At 52.9% G+C, this 18,982-nt stretch carries 19 protein-coding genes; 13 read left to right on the plus strand and 6 right to left on the minus strand.

Translation table 11 applies throughout. From position 1 onward, the window contains the following. The first annotated feature begins 13 nt into the window (after window positions 1–13). The 4 genes from AB8809_RS04135 to AB8809_RS04150 are packed head-to-tail and all read left to right on the plus strand — an operon-like array spanning window position 14 to window position 3,407. Window positions 14–679: an HAD family phosphatase gene (locus AB8809_RS04135; protein ID WP_015841614.1), complete on the plus strand. Its 666-nt coding sequence runs from the start codon at window positions 14–16 to the stop codon at window positions 677–679. 15 nt (window positions 680–694) lie between these two features. Continuing rightward, a complete protein-coding gene (locus AB8809_RS04140) occupies window positions 695–1,600 on the plus strand; it encodes a substrate-binding domain-containing protein (RefSeq protein WP_349854506.1) in 906 nt (301 codons plus the stop codon). Then, window positions 1,597–2,202: an NUDIX domain-containing protein gene (locus tag AB8809_RS04145; RefSeq protein ID WP_349854505.1), complete on the plus strand. Its 606-nt coding sequence runs from the start codon at window positions 1,597–1,599 to the stop codon at window positions 2,200–2,202. The genes AB8809_RS04140 and AB8809_RS04145 overlap by 4 nt, the downstream gene beginning before the upstream one ends. Before the next feature lie 29 nt (window positions 2,203–2,231). Further along, a complete protein-coding gene (locus tag AB8809_RS04150) occupies window positions 2,232–3,407 on the plus strand; it encodes an MFS transporter (protein WP_349854504.1) in 1,176 nt (391 codons plus the stop codon). A gap of 113 nt (window positions 3,408–3,520) precedes the next feature. Here AB8809_RS04150 and AB8809_RS04155 read toward each other — a convergent pair whose 3' ends face one another. Both AB8809_RS04155 and AB8809_RS04160 read right to left on the minus strand, forming a co-directional pair. Continuing rightward, entirely contained in the window at window positions 3,521–4,534 is a 1,014-nt protein-coding gene (locus AB8809_RS04155; protein ID WP_194431012.1) for a LacI family DNA-binding transcriptional regulator, read from the minus strand. 133 nt (window positions 4,535–4,667) lie between these two features. Next, entirely contained in the window at window positions 4,668–5,012 is a 345-nt protein-coding gene (locus AB8809_RS04160) for a PTS lactose/cellobiose transporter subunit IIA (protein WP_015841609.1), read from the minus strand. 254 nt (window positions 5,013–5,266) lie between these two features. On the opposite strand from AB8809_RS04160, the gene AB8809_RS04165 reads away from it, so the two are divergent. From AB8809_RS04165 to AB8809_RS04185, 5 genes are all read left to right on the plus strand, one after another. Beyond that, on the plus strand, window positions 5,267–6,604 hold the full coding sequence (locus tag AB8809_RS04165) for a PTS sugar transporter subunit IIC (protein ID WP_015841608.1): 1,338 nt from the start codon (window positions 5,267–5,269) through the stop codon (window positions 6,602–6,604). Between the two features lie 24 nt (window positions 6,605–6,628). Beyond that, window positions 6,629–8,065, plus strand: coding sequence for a glycoside hydrolase family 1 protein (locus AB8809_RS04170; protein WP_349854503.1), 1,437 nt, complete (start codon window positions 6,629–6,631; stop codon window positions 8,063–8,065). 29 nt (window positions 8,066–8,094) lie between these two features. Continuing rightward, window positions 8,095–8,412: a PTS sugar transporter subunit IIB gene (locus AB8809_RS04175; RefSeq protein ID WP_349854502.1), complete on the plus strand. Its 318-nt coding sequence runs from the start codon at window positions 8,095–8,097 to the stop codon at window positions 8,410–8,412. Between the two features lie 95 nt (window positions 8,413–8,507). Further along, window positions 8,508–9,275, plus strand: coding sequence for an FCD domain-containing protein (locus tag AB8809_RS04180; protein WP_180778624.1), 768 nt, complete (start codon window positions 8,508–8,510; stop codon window positions 9,273–9,275). A 2-nt stretch (window positions 9,276–9,277) separates the two neighbouring features. Beyond that, the gene (locus tag AB8809_RS04185; protein ID WP_182100620.1) at window positions 9,278–9,745 is read left to right on the plus strand and encodes a GNAT family N-acetyltransferase; all 468 of its coding nucleotides are present in this window, start codon (window positions 9,278–9,280) and stop codon (window positions 9,743–9,745) included. Window positions 9,746–10,143: 398 nt separating this feature from the next. Here the strand turns inward: AB8809_RS04185 and AB8809_RS04190 are convergent, their stop codons facing one another. After that, entirely contained in the window at window positions 10,144–11,799 is a 1,656-nt protein-coding gene (locus AB8809_RS04190) for a methyl-accepting chemotaxis protein (RefSeq protein WP_349854501.1), read from the minus strand. Between the two features lie 634 nt (window positions 11,800–12,433). Between AB8809_RS04190 and aas the strand changes: the two genes are divergently transcribed. Genes aas through AB8809_RS04205 form a run of 3 tightly spaced genes read left to right on the plus strand, consistent with a single transcriptional unit; the run spans window position 12,434 to window position 16,301 of the window. Then, entirely contained in the window at window positions 12,434–14,605 is a 2,172-nt protein-coding gene (gene aas, locus AB8809_RS04195) for a bifunctional acyl-ACP--phospholipid O-acyltransferase/long-chain-fatty-acid--ACP ligase (RefSeq protein WP_180778627.1), read from the plus strand. Then, complete coding sequence (lplT, locus tag AB8809_RS04200; RefSeq protein WP_182100622.1) at window positions 14,602–15,825, plus strand: lysophospholipid transporter LplT; 1,224 nt, start codon at window positions 14,602–14,604, stop codon at window positions 15,823–15,825. The genes aas and lplT overlap by 4 nt, the downstream gene beginning before the upstream one ends. A 20-nt stretch (window positions 15,826–15,845) precedes the next feature. After that, window positions 15,846–16,301 carry a GNAT family N-acetyltransferase gene (locus AB8809_RS04205; protein WP_182100623.1) on the plus strand — a complete coding sequence of 152 codons (456 nt, stop codon included), beginning with the start codon at window positions 15,846–15,848 and terminating at the stop codon, window positions 16,299–16,301. 97 nt (window positions 16,302–16,398) lie between these two features. Here AB8809_RS04205 and AB8809_RS04210 read toward each other — a convergent pair whose 3' ends face one another. Continuing rightward, entirely contained in the window at window positions 16,399–16,527 is a 129-nt protein-coding gene (locus tag AB8809_RS04210; protein ID WP_015841598.1) for an entericidin A/B family lipoprotein, read from the minus strand. A 376-nt stretch (window positions 16,528–16,903) separates the two neighbouring features. Between AB8809_RS04210 and AB8809_RS04215 the strand changes: the two genes are divergently transcribed. Then, window positions 16,904–18,124: a hypothetical protein gene (locus tag AB8809_RS04215; RefSeq protein WP_349854499.1), complete on the plus strand. Its 1,221-nt coding sequence runs from the start codon at window positions 16,904–16,906 to the stop codon at window positions 18,122–18,124. Between the two features lie 177 nt (window positions 18,125–18,301). On the opposite strand, the gene AB8809_RS04220 is transcribed toward AB8809_RS04215, so the two are convergent. Together AB8809_RS04220 and AB8809_RS04225 are read right to left on the minus strand one after the other, a co-directional pair. After that, complete coding sequence (locus AB8809_RS04220; protein WP_349854498.1) at window positions 18,302–18,640, minus strand: type II toxin-antitoxin system RelE/ParE family toxin; 339 nt, start codon at window positions 18,638–18,640, stop codon at window positions 18,302–18,304. Further along, complete coding sequence (locus AB8809_RS04225; RefSeq protein WP_015841595.1) at window positions 18,591–18,851, minus strand: type II toxin-antitoxin system ParD family antitoxin; 261 nt, start codon at window positions 18,849–18,851, stop codon at window positions 18,591–18,593. Before AB8809_RS04225 ends, AB8809_RS04220 begins: the two co-directional genes overlap by 50 nt. Between the last annotated feature and the right edge of the window lie 131 nt (window positions 18,852–18,982).

The following is an 18,982-nucleotide window of genomic DNA, read 5'->3' on the forward strand; positions in this document are numbered from 1 at the left end:
GGGAGAGATTGGAATGAAAACTACCGCAGGATTGTTGTTTGACCTGGATGGAACACTGCTCGACACCGACCGGCTGCATCTGGCCGCGTTTAATGAACTTCTGGCCGATTTTGGCCAGTCCGTCACGATCGACTATTACAACGAAAAAATCATGGGCGCGCCGATGGATCAAATCACGCGCGATCTGTTCCCCAATTTATCGCCTGAGCACCGCCATGAACTGGGAGAGCGTAAAGAAGCCCTGTTCAGGAAGCAGCTTACGGGGCCGCTGGAAGGCCGGCCGGGAGTCACTGAGCTCTTTGAGTGGGCGCAGGCCAGAAACATCGGGATCGCCGTGGTGACTAACGCGCCGCGTGAAAGCGCCATCATGATGTTGAAAGGGCTACATTTGCTGGAATCCGTCGATCATTTGCTCATTGGCGCGGAACTGCCGCGTAGCAAGCCCGATCCTTATCCCTACGCGGAAGCGATGCGACTGCTGGGCGTTGGGCGTGAAAATGCATTAGCGTTTGAGGATTCCGGCCCCGGTATTCAGTCGGCGGCGGCGGCGGGGGTCTTTACTTTCGGTATGACGGGAGCGCTGGATGAAGCGGCATTGCTGAAGTACGGCGCGTCCGCGGCGATCCCCGATTTCAAAGATGACAAGCTGACGGTCATGCTCAGCAAGCTTAGCGCCTGAGGAAAAGGAACCGACATGGCCTCCACTATCATTCATGCCCCCACGGGGGACGGCTCAAAGGCCACGCTCAGAGCCTATAGCTCTTTTGAACCCTATGAACTTGCCGATTATCTGCAAGCGCTCGCGCATCACATGCCTGATGTGGCGATCCACATTGAAAGAATGCCGACGGCAGCGCTGACGGCAAGACTGGCTCAAGAACAGCACGCTCCTCAGGTGGATATGATTCTGGGGTGGGCGGATACCGCCTCGCGCACCCTTGATTTAAGCGGTGTGCTATTTGCTCCGGGCGCTGACGCCGATGGATACCTGCGCATCACCGGGTTTTCAACCGCGATCGTTATCGATCCTGCTGTCCTCTCCGAAACGGGCGTGGACATCGCATCATGGGTTGATCTTACCCAGTCAGCCCTTCAGGGGCGGATTGCGTTTCCCGATCCGGCCGTATCGGGCGCAGGGTTTCTGGCTCTGGCGACGATTCTGCAATTCTATGGCGAAACCGAGGGCTGGGCGATCCTCGCTGATATTTATCGCAATGCACACATCAGGCCGCCTTCCGCGTGGGAACCCGCCCGGCTGACCGGAGAAGGACAGATCGCGGCTGGCGTAACGGTAAAAATAGCGGCCTCAAATCGGCAGCGGGAACGTCCCTCTCTGCACATCGTTGAGCCGCAGGATGCGATCGGCATTGAATCCGAGGTTTTTGCTGGCTTTACCACGACCCGTCACCCTTCGCTGGTCACTCAGACACTGGAATGGCTCAGGTCAGAAGAAGCGGAAGGAATTTATGCCAGCTACAACAAAATTATTCTCGGAAAACCGGATAGTCGGCTATTTGTTATTGATGCTGAAAACGCGGTAAAAAACCGAACCCGCTGGTTGTCCCAGCTTGAATTCATTGCAAACGGTAATCACCTATGAAAAACACGACTTATGCACCCTCTGCCACGACGGCGGTCGTCAATGACAGCTGGGTATTAGCCAATGATTGGGGAAAGCTAACCAAATACGACATCACGTACACGCGTTCAAACGGAACGGAACAGCGTCTGATTCGTGAAGCCTATGACCGTGGTCACGGCGCTACTATTGCGCTCTACAACGCGGATGCGCGTACGGTCATTCTCACCAGCCAGTTTCGTCTGCCAGCCTTTTTGATTGGCCACCATTATGAGCTTATTGAAGCGTGCGCAGGCCTGTTGGATGAACGTGACCCGATTCAGGCCATCAGAAAAGAGGCGGAGGAGGAAACCGGATATAAACTCAATGACGTCACCAAAATTGGCGAAATATTCATGAGTCCCGGCTCTGTGACCGAGCGTCTACACTTCTTTATTGCGCCTTTTACGCATGAGATGAGAATTAATGAAGGCGGCGGTATTGCCGAAGAAGGCGAAGATATCAAGGTCATGGAAATTCCGATCAAAGATGCGCTGCAAATGATTGATGACGGCCAGATTATTGATGCCAAAACCATTATTTTGCTTCAGCACCTGGTTATTAAAAATATTTGTAAGCCGTAATTCCCGAGCCCCATAAAGGAAATGAAGAGATGACGGAACAGAGCCTGGTTAAACCCCAATTCAAACGCGACTATTACACGTTCTATTTATATATGTTGTCGGTGGTGTGCGGCTTTCATCAGGCCGTACCGGGCTCTATCACCCCTTTCCTGCGTGATGAATTACAGCTGTCCCGAATCGTGATTGGCTGGCACTTTAGCCTCTACGCCATTGGTATGTTTGCGACAGGCTTTATCGTTACCTACTGTTCCAAAAGGGTCTCGCCAAAACGTATTCTGCTCACCAGCTCGTTTGCGGTGACGATTGCGGTTGCCATTTTCTCACTCCCGATGCCTTCATCGGCAACGCTGAGCATGTCGCTGGTGTTGGGGTTGGCGGGGGGCGCGATGCAAATAGCCATTCAGGAATCGCTGGCACGCCATCATGGTGAAAACAGCGGGGTTGCCATCACGGAGGGATGCATTTTTGCCGCCATTGGGGTCTTTGCCGGGCCGGTCTTTGTCAGCCTCGCGGTGGAGTTAGGGTGGGGATGGCGGATGGCGATGTTTGTGCCCATCATCGCGCTGCTGCCTCTTCTCTTTATCGCACCCGGGAATCTGTCGCGGGTGCCTGTCAATATCGCCACGTCATCCAGCCACCCTGCGGATAGATCCCCTCGCTTGCCGCTGGTGGCGTTCCTGATGTTCGGCATGATTTTCCTCGGCATTTCAGCAGAGTGGGGCATCGGTTTTTGGGGCGCGCAGTTCCTGGAAGAGCAGTTATCCGTAACGGTTGCGACCAGCGTGGGGATGATGTCTGCCTACTTCGGCGGCACGATTGTCGGGCGGATTGTGGTGAGCCGTTTGCTGCTGCGTTATGAAATCAACACGCTCCTGATCGGGGCAATGATTGTGGGCGGTATCGGTTTGGTTATTCTGTGGCTGGTTCCCCATGTTACCGTTGCGCTAGTGAGTCTGGCGATTTTAGGGGCCTGTCTGGGGAATTTTTTCCCGCTGATATTATCGGTTGCGACGCAGCAACCAGCGCAGTTTCTGTCAAAAATCGCGGCGGGGGCAACCCAGTCGGTAGGACTGGCGCTCTTACTGGCGCCCCTGTTACTTGGCAAGGTAGGTGAAGGTATCGGGTTGGTTGGCGCGATCGGGCTATTGACCGTGATTCCGCCCGTGATGTTGGTGGCCTATCTGCTGTCACGCAAACTGTCTTAATGAACCACTGAGCGTATGCCTGTGGCGTCTCTGGTTTCAAGGCTGTCAGACCTGCTCCGTGAGCAGGTCGATATCAGTGAATATTGTGAGAATTAGCGGGAATAGTACGAGAATTAGCTGGAATAGTACGGCCCTTTTTGTACCGATTCGCGCAGCTTAAGTTCACCGGTGAAGGGCTGTAGCGGTTTGACGTCTTTGCCCGCAATCAGATCCAGCACCTGCGTAATCGCCGTGGCCGCCATTTCTTCAATCGGCATATAGACGGTGGAAAGTGAAGGGTGCAGGTAGGTGGCGCAGGGCTCATCGTCAAAGCCGAAGACGGAGACATCCTGCGGCAATTTTTTCCCCGCTTCGTACAGCGCCTTCATCGCGCCAATCGCCATGTGATCGTTGCTGACAAACAGTGCGCTAAAGCTGATGCCGTTATTCAGCAATTGCTTGGCAGCCTGATAGCCGCTGGCGACCATGCTGGTTCCGTGTGCCACCCGACGCGGGTCAACCTCGATGTGGTGGTCGACTAAGGCTTGCTGATAGCCCGCGAGCCGCGCCCGTGCCGTCGGCGTTTGCATCGGTGCGGTGATGCAGGCGATCTCGCGGTGACCTTGTTCGATCAGGTAATTCACCACCTCAAATGCGGCCTGCTGCTGACGGAAGAAAATGCAGCGCTCTCTCGCCTGCGGCAGATCGCGATTCATCACGATCATCGGAACGGTCAGCGTATTCAGCAGCGTCATGAGATCCGCTTCGGACATATAGCGGGTATAGAGAATAATGGCATCACACTGTCTGTCAGACAGAAGTTGTACCGCGCGATGCTCATCTTCCGGCGTATCGTGCCCGTCGGTCACGATGAGGTGTTTACCGTTGCTTTCCGCGATATCCGTCGCGCGGCGTAGCAGACGGCCAAAGTAAGGCCCGTCAAAATTAGAGATAACGAGGCCAATGCTGTTTGACGTGCGGCGAGCCAGAGAGCGAGCCAGGAAGTTAGGGCGATAGCCCAGCTCATCCATTGCCTGAAATACCGCATCCCGTGTTGCCTGCTTGACCTGACCGGTGCCGTTTAGCACGCGGGAAACGGTCGCTTTAGACACCCCTGCACGTTTCGCCACTTCCAGCATGGTTTTCATGGCTGCACCTTAATTGAGTATGATGACGGGCTGAAAGCGCCTATCCATCCCTGTTACGAACACCATATGTCATGTTACCACAGGCATATTGTTGGATTTAACGTCCGGTGCTCGTTTCTCAATCAGATTTTTGTCAGTTTTGTGATGTAGCCATTTCTCGCCGTAGTAGGACAATCTCTTCCGCTAGATCCCGGCATAGCATCGCGGTCATCAGATGATCCTGCGCATGCACCATGATCAGATTGACGGGCACCTTTCCTTCCCCTTCGTCCAGGCCGATCAGCCGTGTTTGAACACGGTGAGCCTCACGAGCCGCTTCGAGCGACGCGGCGAGCAGGTCGTCAGCCTGTTGCCATTCCCGTTGGCGCGCGGCCTGAATCGCCATCATGGCGTTTGAACGGGCTTCGCCCGCGTTGATCAGCAGCTCCATCACGGTTTGTTCCATATCGAATGCAGGGAGGTTCTCTGTGTCTTTCATCGTCAATTTCCTTCTCGCTGTCAGGGATCGATTCTACGTCCACTGACCATTTATGGTATGCCAAAAATCACATTTTCATCATATTGGAATTCCAATATCGTCTTGTGAGAATCGTGTCACAGAAAAATAATTCATTATGGTTGATTTTTGGTATGCCAAACGCGAAAGCGCGGTACCTGCATTTACCCTGCGCGTAACGGCCATCCCGCGTGTTACACGCGATATAACAATATGATGATGAAAGAGGTGGTGTTATGTCATTTAAGGACCAACTGATTGATTCATTGGGCTCCTTTGCCAATAAATTTAACAGTCTGCGTTACATTATGGCGATTAAGGCATCCTTTATTACGCTGATGCCCGTCATTATCGTCGGGGCGTTCTCCGTTCTGATTTCCAACATGGTGATGGATCCGAAAAATGGTCTGGCCAGTTTTTCCATGTTTTCTTTTCTGGCTGAACTTAAACCGATTATGAGCGGCATTAACTATGCCACGCTCAGCTTTCTGACTATCGGTGCCGTCTTCCTGATTGGTATCGAACTTGGGAAGATTAACGGTTCACGCGGGCTGTTTCCCGGCCTGCTGGCGGTGATCTGTTTTATTGCCGTGACGCCAACCACGATCGAAATGGCCGTAAACGGGCAGATGATGGTGGTGAAAGACGTGCTGGCGAAACAGTTCTCCGATACGAAGAGCCTGTTTCTGGGGATGTTTATCGCCATCCTGTCTGTCGAGATGTATACCAAGCTGCAAAATGTCGATCGGCTGCAGATTAAAATGCCGGACAGCGTGCCGCCCAACGTCGCGGCCTCTTTTTCCGCGCTGTTTCCTTCCATCATCACGGTTGTCGCTATCGCCACCTTTGGATTTGTGTTTCACCGCGTGACGGGCATGTATCTGTATGACGCCGTTTATAAAGTTGTACAGCAGCCGCTGGAATCCGTGGTGCAGAGCTTGCCCGGTTTACTGGTGCTGATGTTCGTCGCTCAGTTGTTCTGGGTGATCGGGATTCACGGCAACCAGATGATTAAGCCGATTCGTGAACCGCTGCTGCTGGGGGCGATTGCCGTCAACATGACTGCGTTCGAGCAGGGGCATGAGATACCGAACATTATCACCATGCCGTTCTGGGATGTGTACATGAGCATCGGCGGTTCCGGCCTGACCATTGGCCTGCTGCTGGCGGTGATGATTGCGTCTAAACGCAAAGAGATGAAAGAGATCGCCAAAATTTCTTTCGGCCCCAGCGTGTTCAATATTAATGAGCCGGTGATTTTTGGTATGCCGATTATGCTCAACCCGATTCTGGCTATTCCCTTCATTATCACACCGCTAGTGACGGGCACGATTGGTTATTTCGCCACCAGTATGGGGTTTGCGGGTAAAGCAGTGGTGATGGTGCCGTGGACAACGCCACCGATCATTAACGCCTGGCTGTCGACGGCGGGCTCGATGGGCGCGGTCGCCACACAGATCGTGTGCATCATGGTGGCAACACTGATCTATCTGCCGTTTGTCAAAGTCGCGTCCCGTCGTGCCGAGCTGGCGCAGTTGGAAGCGGAAAAACAGACCGCAGCGGAAAAAGCCTGAAAGGGGCGAGAAGAGAGGTAATGCATGAGTAAGGTTGCACTGACTATTCCACCTGATTTCATTCTGGGCGCGGCGGCGTCAGCATGGCAAACGGAAGGGTGGAGCGGCAAGAAGGCGGGGCAGGATTCCTATCTGGATCTCTGGTACAAGCAGGATCGTCAGGTTTGGCACAACGGCTACGGTCCGGCAAAAGCGACGGATTTCTTTAATCGCTATCGGGAAGACGTGGCGCTGATGAAGCTGGCCGGACTGACGCACTACCGTACGTCGATCAACTGGTCACGCTTTATGCTGGACTATGAGAAAGGCGTGGTGGATGAGGAATACGCGGCCTATATCGATAACCTGCTGGATGAGATGCACCGGCAGGGGATCGAACCGATGATCTGCCTTGAACATTATGAACTGCCCGCCTGTCTGCTGGAGAAGTATCAGGGCTGGTCATCTAAGCAGGTGGTGGAGTGGTTTGTGCTATATGCCGAGGCGGTTTTTGCCCGTTATGCCGGAAAAGTGAAGCGCTGGTTTACCTTCAATGAGCCGATTGTGGTGCAGACGCGCGTTTATCTGGACGCGCTACGCTACCCTTATGAGCAGAACACGCACACCTGGATGCAGTGGAATCACCATAAGAATCTGGCGACGGCAAAAGTGGTGCAGCGCTTTCGGCAGAAAGGCTATCACCGGGATGGCGGCTCGATCGGCGTGATCCTCAATCCCGAAGTGACGTATCCACGATCCCGTGCCGCGCACGATGTGAAAGCCGCGCACCTTTACGATCTGTTCTATAACCGGGTTTTTCTCGATCCGGCATTAAAAGGCGAATATCCGGCGGAGCTGGTGGCGCTGCTGGCACAGCATCAGGTGCAGTGGGATTACACGGAGGAAGAGCTGGCGATCATTCGGGATAACACGGTCGATGAAGTAGGAATCAACCTGTATTACCCGCATCGGGTCAAAGCGCCCAGTCGTGAGTGGAACAAGGAGACGCCGTTCCATCCGGCCTATTATTACGAGCATTTTGAGCTACCGGGGCGTCGTATGAACACCTCGCGCGGCTGGGAGATCAATCCCAAAATCATTTACGACATGGCGAAACGCATGGAGCGTGACTACGGCAACGCGCCGTGGTTTGTGGCGGAAAACGGCATCGGTATTGAGAACGAAGCGCGCTTTAAAGACGACGAGGGGGTGATTCAGGACGATTACCGCATCGCCTTTATTGCCGAACACCTTTACTGGACGCTGAAGGCGAAGGAAGAGGGGGCAAACTGCCGCGGTTACATGCTGTGGGCGTTTACCGACAACGTCTCGCCGATGAACGCGTTTAAAAACCGCTACGGATTGATCGAAATCGATCTGGAGCAGGATCGGCAGCGGCGGCCGAAAAAATCCGCTGCATGGTTTCGCCAGCTACACGACACGCGTCGGCTTGAATTGACGCTGGATGATGAAGAGAAATAGGTGCAGATAACCAAAATGAGGAACGGAATATGAAAAGAATCGTACTGGCTTGCTCGGCAGGCATGTCGACCTCACTGGTGGTCACCAAGATGGAGAAGGAAGCGGAAAATCGGGGGATGGAAGTGAAAATCTACGCGATCCCCGAACAAAATCTGCGGGATGAATTGCAGGAGTTCAGCAGCGATATTATTGCCGTTTTGCTGGGGCCGCAGGTGCGCTTCAAGCTTAACGAAAATAAAAAGCTGACGGACAGCTACCAGATTCCTATCGCGGTGATCGACCCTGTCGCCTACGGCACATTAAATGGCGCAAAAGTACTGGATCAGGCGCTGAGTTTGGTAGACTAATGCCCCACCGCGGCGTCAGTACGCGGCTGGATACATTCGGTGTGGGCCTGACGTCCGGCCCACACTCAGGGCGACAGTGCATGTAGGGTGAAAGCGTGGCGAAGGATGTGGTTCTGCAAGAGAAGAAGCAATATCAGGAAATCGGCTGTGATTTACGTCAGAAGATCCAGTCAGGGGATTACCCCGTTGGATCGCGCCTTCCTCCTGAACGAAATATTGCGGAAACCTATGGCGTTAGCCGGACGATAGTGCGCGAAGCGCTGCTGATGCTTGAGCTGGAAGGCACGGTCGATATTCGTCAGGGATCCGGGGTGTATGTCCTGCGCATTCCCGATGAAGACGACACGGCTGATGGCGCTAAAAACCATATCGGCGCGTTTGAAATGCTACAGGCACGTCAACTGCTGGAAAGCAACATTGCGGCGTTTGCGGCCCGTATGGCGACGCGGGCGGATATTGAAAACCTGCGCAAGACGCTGGAGCAAGAGCAGGCGGCGATTGCCGGAAAAGATTACCGTGGTGATTTCGATCGCCTGTTCCACCTGCAAATTGCCGGGGCGACACAAAACCAGATGCTGCTGGAAACGGTCAGCAATATCTGGGCGTGCCGCGACGATAACGCGCTCTGGCAGCAGCTTTATACCCACGTCGGGACGCAGGGCTATCGCCTGAAATGGCTGGCGGATCATCAGGCTATTCTGGCGGCGCTGCGGCGTCGCGATGTGTCCGGTTCTTATCAGGCCATGTGGCAGCACCTCGAAAATGTCAAAAATACGCTGATGGAAATCTCTGACGCCGATGCCCCGGAGTTTGACGGCTATTTATTTGATTCTGTGCCGATTTTTCAGGGGAAGCTGGTGTAATCATGGCGGACATTTCTGGGGTAAGCATTGTTTATCTGGCGGATTATCCTCAGCATCAGGAACAGGTGATTGACTGGATATGGCAGGCGTTCGGTAGCCAGAACAGCCGTGACTTCTTTGCCAGCGTGGTACGCAATAGCCTGAACCCTGCGGCGCTGCCGCTGACGTTTATCGCGCTGGAGGGTGAGCGCTTAGTCGGAACGGTAGGGCTCTGGCGCTGCGATTTAATCAGCAGACAGGATCTGACCCCCTGGCTGGCCTCGCTGTATGTGGAAGAAAGCCAGCGTGATAAAGGGTTGGGCATCGCGCTGCAACAGCACGTACTGGACTTCTGCCGCCGTCGGGGCTTTGACGATCTCTACCTGTACGCCACGTTTAGCGGCTATTACGAAAAACACGGCTGGCGTTACATCGGCGATGGCTTGGATTACCCGGATAAAGCCGTGCGGCTGTATCACCAGCCACTGTAGGCTGTCCCTTCGTCTTGGTCATGTTTCTATGCAAAAAATTCAGAGGCAGTTTCGTGCGCTATACTGCTGCCATGTCTATGGCAGGTTTTGCTGTTATCTGGCGTAAAAATTATGCATCGGTGGGTTTGGCCGCCGAGTGAGCGGCATGGACGCCGCGAAAGCCAGTGCCGCGTTGGGAACGCGTCACTGGCGGCTCGGTTAGCGGTCAAGAACACCGATGGAACCGCGTAGCGGCATAATTTAGCCGTAAGTCTGGGGTCACGGGGCGAGCGGCGTTTGAGCCGTCCCGTGTCGGGCGCGTGCTACGAAGTAGCATGACAATAACGGTATTATCGCGCACGAAACTGCCTCTAAGTTTGCATAGAAAAATGAAGCAGACCCGAGAAGTATCGAGGACATCAGAACGATGTCCAGTCACCTTCACCGGCTGTGGCCACGTTCTTACCCGGTGCCGCCAGCGCAGGTTGCAGGGCTAACGAGGGGGCTGCCGCTGGCGTACGGGCGATCTGATGGCTGGTGCCCAAGCGGAACTGGCTGACCGTCTCGGCCAGCTGTGCAGCCTGCTGTTGCAGAGACTGCGTGGCGGCTGAGGCTTCATTCACCAGCGACGCATTCTGCTGGGTCGTCACTTCCATCTGGTTAACCGCAACGTTCACCTGCTCAATCCCCATCGTCTGCTCATTGCTGGCAGAGCTAATTTCGCCAACCAAATCGCTGACCTTACGCACGCCGTTGACGATATCCTGTATTGACGCGCCTGCCTGTACCACCAGCCGGTTGCCCGCTTCCACGGTCTGAACGGAACGGTCGATCAGCTCTTTGATCTCTTTAGCGGCAGAGGCGCTACGTTGTGCCAGACTACGTACTTCACTGGCGACCACGGCGAAACCGCGACCCTGTTCTCCCGCCCGCGCAGCTTCTACGGCGGCATTCAGCGCCAGAATGTTGGTCTGGAACGCGATGCTGTCTATAACGCCGATGATATCGACGATCTTCTTCGATGAGGAATCGATCGCGCCCATCGTTTCCACCACTTCCGTCACCAGTTGTCCACCTGACTGCGCTTGCTGTGTAGTCGATTGTGCCAGTTGGTTGGCCTGACGGGCATTATCGGCGTTCTGTCTGACCGTCGAACTTAACTGCTCAATAGAGGCGGCGGTTTCCTGTAGCGCACTGGCCTGCTCTTCCGTACGGCTGGATAGGTCGATGTTGCCTGCGGCAAGTTGTGAAGATGCGCCGGCAATCGATTCGGAACCCTGACGAACTTCACCAACAATAGTGCGCAGACGCACCGTCATGTCTTGCAGGGCATGCAGCAGTTGGGCGGCTTCATCGCGTCCTTCCGGCTGCACGTTATGCGTCAGATCGCCTGCTGCGACGGCCTGTGTCGCACGTACTGCCCGCGCGAGCGGTTGCACGATACTGCGTGTGAGCACCCAGGCGATTAGGACACCGATGATGGCACTTAGCGTGCCCGTGACGGCGAGGATGAGATCGCCACGGCTGGCGCCAGTGTTGATGTCTTGCCCCATCTGGTCGATGCTGGCGCGCTGATGGTCGCGCAGCGCTTCCACGCTGGCCAGATAGCCGTTGGAAGCCGGAACGAACTCGTTGTCGAAGAGCGATCTGGCGCGATCGAAGTTACCCGCGCCTTTTTCCGCGATAATCGCGTCGCGCTTTTTGATGTAGGACTGGCGGTATTCGCCGACTTTGTCGAATAACGCTTTTTCTTCGGGGGTGGAAATCAGGCTGGCAAATTGTTCCTGTCGTTTACCGCTTTCTTTACTGGCGCGGGTGTTTTCCGCCGCAAACAGCTCAACCAGCGAATCGTCATTGCTGCGGGCAACCGCCATACTGCGCTGGACGCCAGCGACGAGCGTAGCATGCCAGTCCGATGCCAGCCGTTCCTTGCGCAGCGGTTCTTGCATCATCTGTTTCGTACTGCTGGATACCTGGTTAAGTTGATAAATGCCGCTGGTCAGCATGGCCAGCGAAAGCGCAATAAGCAGGCCAAAGCCGCCGGCCAGTCGGGTACCTATTTTGTAGTTCTTCATTATTCGTTACACACACCTGGTTAAATTCAGCGTCTGCCCCATGCAGACTCCGCGATCCTACTCCTCACTTTCTGATTGATTCTGTTGAAAAAGTGGACTAATGCCCCTGTGTTTGCGTGGTCATTTGCCCATAAAAAATCCGGAAATGTGAGCGGGCGGGAGAATAGCGAAAAAACGGAGTCGGAGAGAAAAGGAACCTTTAGGGGAAAATAACGGCATTTATCTGGTGAAAGGGCGGTGAAAAGGCGCTTGCCTTACATGATTCGCTAGAATTTTACAGTTGGTTGCACTTATAGAATAACTCTTTCGATTCATCGCTGGTGAAGATAAGTGGCGATCCTTAGAGTAACAAGTCCCAGAGGTATTGATTGGTGATATATCGATGTGCTCTGTACATTGAAACCATTTGATTACACCAACCTACGCGGATGCGTAGGTTTTTTTTTGCCTGAATTTCCCGCTTTCGTTATCTCCAGTGATTTTCATGCTATGCGAATGATGTGCCGACGGCAATCTTCGCGTTCAGCCGCGTACCCATCACTTGAAGTATGATATGTATGTAGTATTTTGACGTATCGCCTGGTGGTTTTGCGCTTCAGCAAGCCGCCCGTTTATCTGTCTATTGGGAGAAGGCATGATTCATACCCTGTTACGTTGGGTGTTCCAGCGTCTGTACCGCATCCGGATCGAGGGCGACAGCAGCCAGTTTCAGCAATCCAAATTGCTCATCACCCCCAATCACGTCTCTTTCCTTGATGGTGTCTTGCTGGCGTTATTCTTACCGATAAAACCCGTCTTTGCGGTGTACTCCTCGATTTCCGATCGCTGGTTTATGCGCTGGCTGAAGCCGTATATCGACTTTGTGCCGCTGGATCCCACCAAGCCTCTGGCGATCAAAGGGTTGATCAAAGTGATCGAACGCGGCCAGCCCGTCGTGGTTTTCCCTGAAGGACGCATCAGCGTCACCGGATCGCTGATGAAGATTTACAGCGGGGCGGCGTTTGTTGCGGCGAAATCCGGGGCAACGATCATCCCCGTGCGCATTGATGGCGCTGAGTTCACGCCGTTTGGCCGGTTGGCGGGCGTGTTTAAACGCCGCTGCTTCCCGCAGATTACGATCACGTACTTGCCCCCTACGACGCTGCCCATGCCGGAAGCCGACAGCGCCAGAACGCGTCGTGCGCTGGCCGGTGAGCATTTGCACCAGATTATGATGAAAGCGCGGATGGAAACGCGCCCGCAGCACACGCTGTATGAAGCCTTTCTGGCAGCGAGAACCCGTTACGGACGACGTTCCCCTAGCATCGCGGATATCTCCTTCAACGAAGACAGCTATCAGGGCTTATTGAAAAAATCGCTGGGCGTGTCGCGCATTTTGCAGCGTTTCACCCGTGCGGATGAACATGTCGGTATGCTGTTGCCCAACGCGACCATTACGGCGGCATCGATCCTGGGCGCATCGCTGCGTAACCGCATTCCGGCCATGCTGAACTACACCGCTGGCGCCAAAGGGCTGCAAAGCGCGATGAAAGCGGCGGGCATCAAAACGATCGTCACGTCTCGCCAGTTTCTTGAAAAGGGCAAGCTGACGGATCTGCCGAAGCAGGTCAGCGAAGCCAACTGGGTCTATCTGGAAGATTTGAAAGATACGGTGACGCTGGCGGATAAGCTGTGGATCCTGTTTCATCTGCTGTTTCCTGCCCGCGCGATGCTGCCGCAGAAACCCGATGATGCGGCTATCGTGCTGTTTACCTCCGGTTCCGAGGGGAACCCGAAAGGCGTCGTACATTCCCATGACAGCCTGCTGGCGAACGTCGAGCAGATTCGCACGGTAGCGGATTTCACGCCGCGTGACCGCTTTATGTCTGCGCTGCCGCTGTTCCATGCGTTTGGCCTGACGGTGGGACTGTTAACACCGCTGATGACGGGCGCTCGCGTATTTCTTTATCCTAGCCCGCTGCACTATCGCATTGTGCCGGAGCTGGTTTACGACCAGAACTGTACCGTGCTGTTTGGGACATCTACGTTTTTAGGCAACTACGCACGCTTTGCCCATCCGTATGATTTTGCTCGTTTGCGCTATGTTGTTGCCGGGGCAGAGAAGCTGTCTGAAACGACGCGTCAGGTCTGGCAGGACAAATTTGGTATCCGCATTCTGGAAGGGTACGGTGTGACCGAGTGCGCGCCAGTGGTGGCGATCAACGTGCCGATGGCGACGAAAATCCATTCTGTTGGCCTGCTGTTGCCGGAAATCGAATCGCGGTTGATTACGGTGCCGGGTATTACACGCGGTGGCCGCCTGCAACTGCGCGGGCCGAATATCATGAAAGGCTACCTGCGGGTGGAAAACCCCGGCGTGCTCGAAGCGCCAGCGGCAGAAAACGCAGAAGGTGAATTGCAGCAGGGCTGGTATGACACGGGCGATATCGTCGAACTGGATGAAAAAGGATTCTGCACCATCATCGGCCGCGTGAAGCGTTTTGCCAAGCTGGCGGGTGAGATGGTTTCGCTCGAAAGTGTGGAACAGCTGGCGGTTAAAGTGTCGCCGGAAGCGCAACATGCGGCCAGCGCGAAAAGCGACAGCAGCAAAGGCGAGGCGCTGGTGCTGTTTACGACAGACAGCCAGATTACCCGTGACGTGTTGCTTGCACAGGCTCGCAGTAGCGGCGTGCCGGAGCTGGCCGTGCCGCGTGATATCCGCTATGTGAAAGCCTTACCGCTACTCGGCAGCGGCAAGCCTGACTTTGTCACGCTGCGCCATATGGCCGAAGAACCTGTCACTAACGCATCGGAGCAGAGCGCATGAGTCAACAGACTGAACCCGCGACACCTTTGCTGTCGCGCAGTATGAACGCGGTAATTATCGCGCAGTTCTTCTCCGCGTTTGGCGATAATGCGCTGTTGTTTGCCACGTTAGCGCTGATCAAACAGCTGGTGTATCCCGACTGGAGCCAGCCGTTTTTGCAGATGGGCTTTGTCGCCGCCTACATCATTCTGGCACCGTTTGTTGGACAAATTGCGGATAGCTTCTCCAAAGGGCAGGTGATGATGTTCGCCAATACCCTGAAGCTGGCGGGCGCGCTGCTGATTTGCGTCGGCGGGAATCCGTTTCTGGGGTACACGTTGGTAGGGGTTGGCGCTGCGGCTTATTCACCGGCGAAATACGGCATTCTGGGTGAGATTACGCGCGGCGATCAGTTGGTCAAGGCCAACGGGCTGATGGAAGCCTCGACCATTGCGGCGATCCTGACCGGTTCAGTCGCAGGCGGCGTGCTGGCCGACTGGAATATTTACGGGGCGCTGTCGATTTGTGCGGTGGCTTACGGCATAGCGCTGGGGGCGAATATGTTGATTCCTCGCCTCAACGCGGCACGACCGGGGCAGCCGTGGCATCCGGTGCAGATGGCGAGCAGCTTCTTTTCCGCCTGTCGGGTGCTGTGGCGCGATGGCGACGCCCGGCTTTCGCTGGTTGGCACCAGCATGTTCTGGGGCGCAGGTGTGACGCTGCGTTTCCTGCTGGTGCTGTGGGTGCCGCATGCGCTTGGGATTACGGACAATGCGACGCCGACGCTGCTTAACGCGATGGTGGCGGTGGGCATCGTGGTGGGAGCTGGTGCAGCGGCGAAACTGGTGACGCTCGATAGCGTGCGGCGCTGCCTGCCTGCCGGGTTCCTTATTGGCGTAGTGGTGGTGATTTTTACACTTCAGCATAACCTCATGAGCGCCTATTCCCTGTTGATTCTGCTGGGAGCGCTCGGAGGGTTCTTCATTGTCCCGCTGAATGCGCTGTTGCAGGAGCGTGGGAAGGCCAGCGTCGGTGCGGGTAATGCGATCGCCGTACAGAATTTGGGTGAGAACGGCGCTATGCTGTTAATGCTTGGGCTCTATTCTCTGGTGGTGAAACTGGGCGTTTCGGTTATCGCTATCGGAATCGGCTTTGGCGTCTTGTTTGCGCTGGCGATTGCGCTGCTGTGGGTATGGCTGGTTCTGGCTAAGCGCCGCGATCGTTCCGCCGGTGCGGAATAAACGAAATAGGAAGGGTAGCAATGAGTCTGATATGGCATGACTGGGATGTGGCAGATCTTAATGTGTATTCGCTGCATGACATATTGTCGCTGCGCAGTCAGGTCTTCGTGGTTGAGCAAACGTGCCCTTACCTGGATATCGATGGCCGCGATTTGGTGGAAGGCAATCGCCATATTGCGGCCTATCGTGATGGCAAGCTGGCCGCCTATGCCCGCCTGCTCGCGCCTCATCCGAACAATGATGTGGTGACGATCGGGCGTGTGATTGTCGCACCGCACGCCCGCGGGCAACATCTGGGGCATCAACTGATGGAACACGCGCTGATTGCCTGCGCACGCCACTGGCCGCAAAAACACCTTTTCCTGTCCGCACAGGCTCATCTGCAAGCGTTCTACGGCGCATTTGGTTTTGTGGCGACCGGCGAAGAATACGACGAAGACGGCATTCCGCATATTGATATGCTGTCGGCGTTCTGAAGAGTATTGAGTGTGCATCGGAAGGAATAGATGCTACTGCGTAAAAAAACCGGCTAACGTCTAACGTATAGCCGGTTTTTTGTTGTTTGACGGTGAGTTAGCTAGCGGCGTGGGAAATGGTGCTACCGAGTTTTTGCACATCTTGGCCAAAGCCGCGCGTGGTGTTACAGCCGCTCAATGCTGCCGTGACCAGCAGCGCCACTACGATCGTTGTTATACGTTTCATCATCGTTACCAGCAGGTTGTTGATAAACAGGGCAATAAACAGAATGCGATAGATTTCTACTGTGGCATAACCGCAGGTAAGAATTCAATCCTCGTTTAGCGTGAACCGGCTGATATTGTTTGAGATTATGTTGCTGCTTATGTGTAGTGGCTCAGGCCTGGGCTGGCACTATTGCTGCAAAGAGCTAAACTTAATCTGACTGGCGGGCTCTGTGCCAAAAGAGGGCGTGTCAAAGATCGCAAAATTTAAGGTTTGTAATGTTGAACACGTGATTTTTATCTACAGGTTCGTTTTACATGCAAAAAAATTTTGAAAATTTTTAGATGCTGAAAAAGCAACGATAAAATTTTCATAATCATTTAGGTAGGGAGTGTTGATGACAATTAAACGTTCAACTAATTTTGTAGACGTAATTGAAAACACCATTGGCAGACCATTATTAAAAAAAGAGTTAATTAAAAATCCGCTAGGATTTACAGAATTAGAAAGTCTTAGCGAAGCGCTTAATGATTTTAATAAGGAATACAAACTGCCTATAAAAAAGGAAACTGATCTGAGGCCATCTATATCGCCAAGACTTAAAATAACAGACAACCTAGGTTTCAACTATGTTAGCCGAATCCATGATTTCTCACAGTACGAAGGGGTGTTCACAGGAGAGCTAAAAAAATATTTACTATATTGTCATGGTTTGGTAATAGAAGATCCGTTGGTCTATCTTTTAGATTATTTTAGACCAGGTTGTACTAATAGTCCGTATGCATTGGCGAGACTACCAGTAATAAATTCTTTGCTTCTAGAGTACAGTGAAATCTCCGATTTAATAAAATCTGAGATTATTTTCCCAGTATCAGAATCACGATATTGTGAAAATGAAGTACCTTACCCAGATGATGATTTATTAAAAGAGATAAGTAAGGGATTGATTTTTAAAATAAATAACTTACCTCAACTTGTAGGGTTTGTTTTTCGGGAGCAATTTAGGAAACAAATTTTTGACAATAACATTGATTCATTTTATCCGGGGCTTGAGTATGTTAGCGTCCTTAAGGAAATAATGAAAATTAGGCAGGAAAAGTTTACTAGTGATGAAATTATAGCGCCTTTTGGAGTTAGTGTTATTGGTAGTGTTTCTTTATTAAACTTAGAGCGTATTTCAATTGAGGATATTTGTTATATGAGGAAACAAGAGGAGTTGTTTTCCGAATGGAGAGGTTTTTTAAACTCAACATTTAAGCGATTATACGACGATTCGTATAATTATACTAATTTGGAAAGTGAGTTTTTAATCGGATCCCAGAATGAATTTCTTAAGTTAGAAAAAAGAATGAATAGTAAATTAAGCAAGGCGTTCTCTAATTATTCATTGATGAATACAGGGAGGGATATAAGTATTGGTGCCGTCTCTGGGGCGTTATCAGGAATGGTAACTGGGGATTTGAAAACAACGCTCTTTATGACATTGTTTACTGGTATGCTTTCTGGAGGAGTGCAACCAAGTGTTGAAGCAGTTATAGATTTGGTAAAAAATAAATCTCGTAGAAAAGAAAATAAAGTTATAAGAAATCATTTCTTGGCTCTCGACCTTCCATCATAGCCGTAAATATAAAGGTGTAATTTGCTTCCCATTAGTATGTTACCAATAACTAGCGGGCATGAAGACCTGTAAGTCCGCCCCTCGCTCATTACAGCCTGTCAGATATGATTGCGTCCTGTCCGTGAAAACCGTCAGTTCAATTCTGAGCGAATACAAATTATGGTCGCTGAAAAGAGCTCATAGCCACTTAAGATGTCGCACAATGTCCTGCGACTGATGAAGGATTCGAACAACAATGACGCTGTCTGTTTCGTACAGAAAAAATAACGTATGTCTGGTGACGGGAAATGAGTAAAAACCTGGCCCAAGCTCTTTGCGTTCGATCCCTATCTTGTTATGCCTGATAGCGGTAAACGCGTGCTCGATGGTTTCCAGATAGGCTTCAGCCCTTTCCTGATTAAAATGCAGCAAGCCGTAGAGGTAAATAGTCTCTAGGTCGTGTTGCGCCAGCGGTGTTAGCTTGATTTTATCGGGTGGCTGTTCGCGTCCTGTTTCTGATTTTTTGCAAGAATTCATCTTTATTCCACTCCTGTGGTTCTCCGCTGTTTATCCCTTCAGCGATTAACTGACGCAGCGTTTGCAGGTCTGACTCCGCCTGCTTTTCCCGTAGCATTCTCAGCGCTTCCCGAATGACTTCACTCTGCGTGCGGTAATCACCGGATTCCACCAGCGATTCCACGTAATGGCGAAGTTCATCTCCAAGGTCAATTGTCATGGTTCTGGCCATCATGCCTCCGGTACTCAGATGTAAGATTTGTTCTTATCAGAAGCCTGTAGCGTACTTAACGATGACATCGTCGTCCAGCACAAGGAAAAAGGATTTTCATGCTGCGGACAAGCGGCGTTTGGTGGAAAAGG

The organism is Pectobacterium aroidearum, assembly GCF_041228105.1.
Taxonomy (GTDB): Bacteria; Pseudomonadota; Gammaproteobacteria; order Enterobacterales; family Enterobacteriaceae; genus Pectobacterium; species Pectobacterium aroidearum.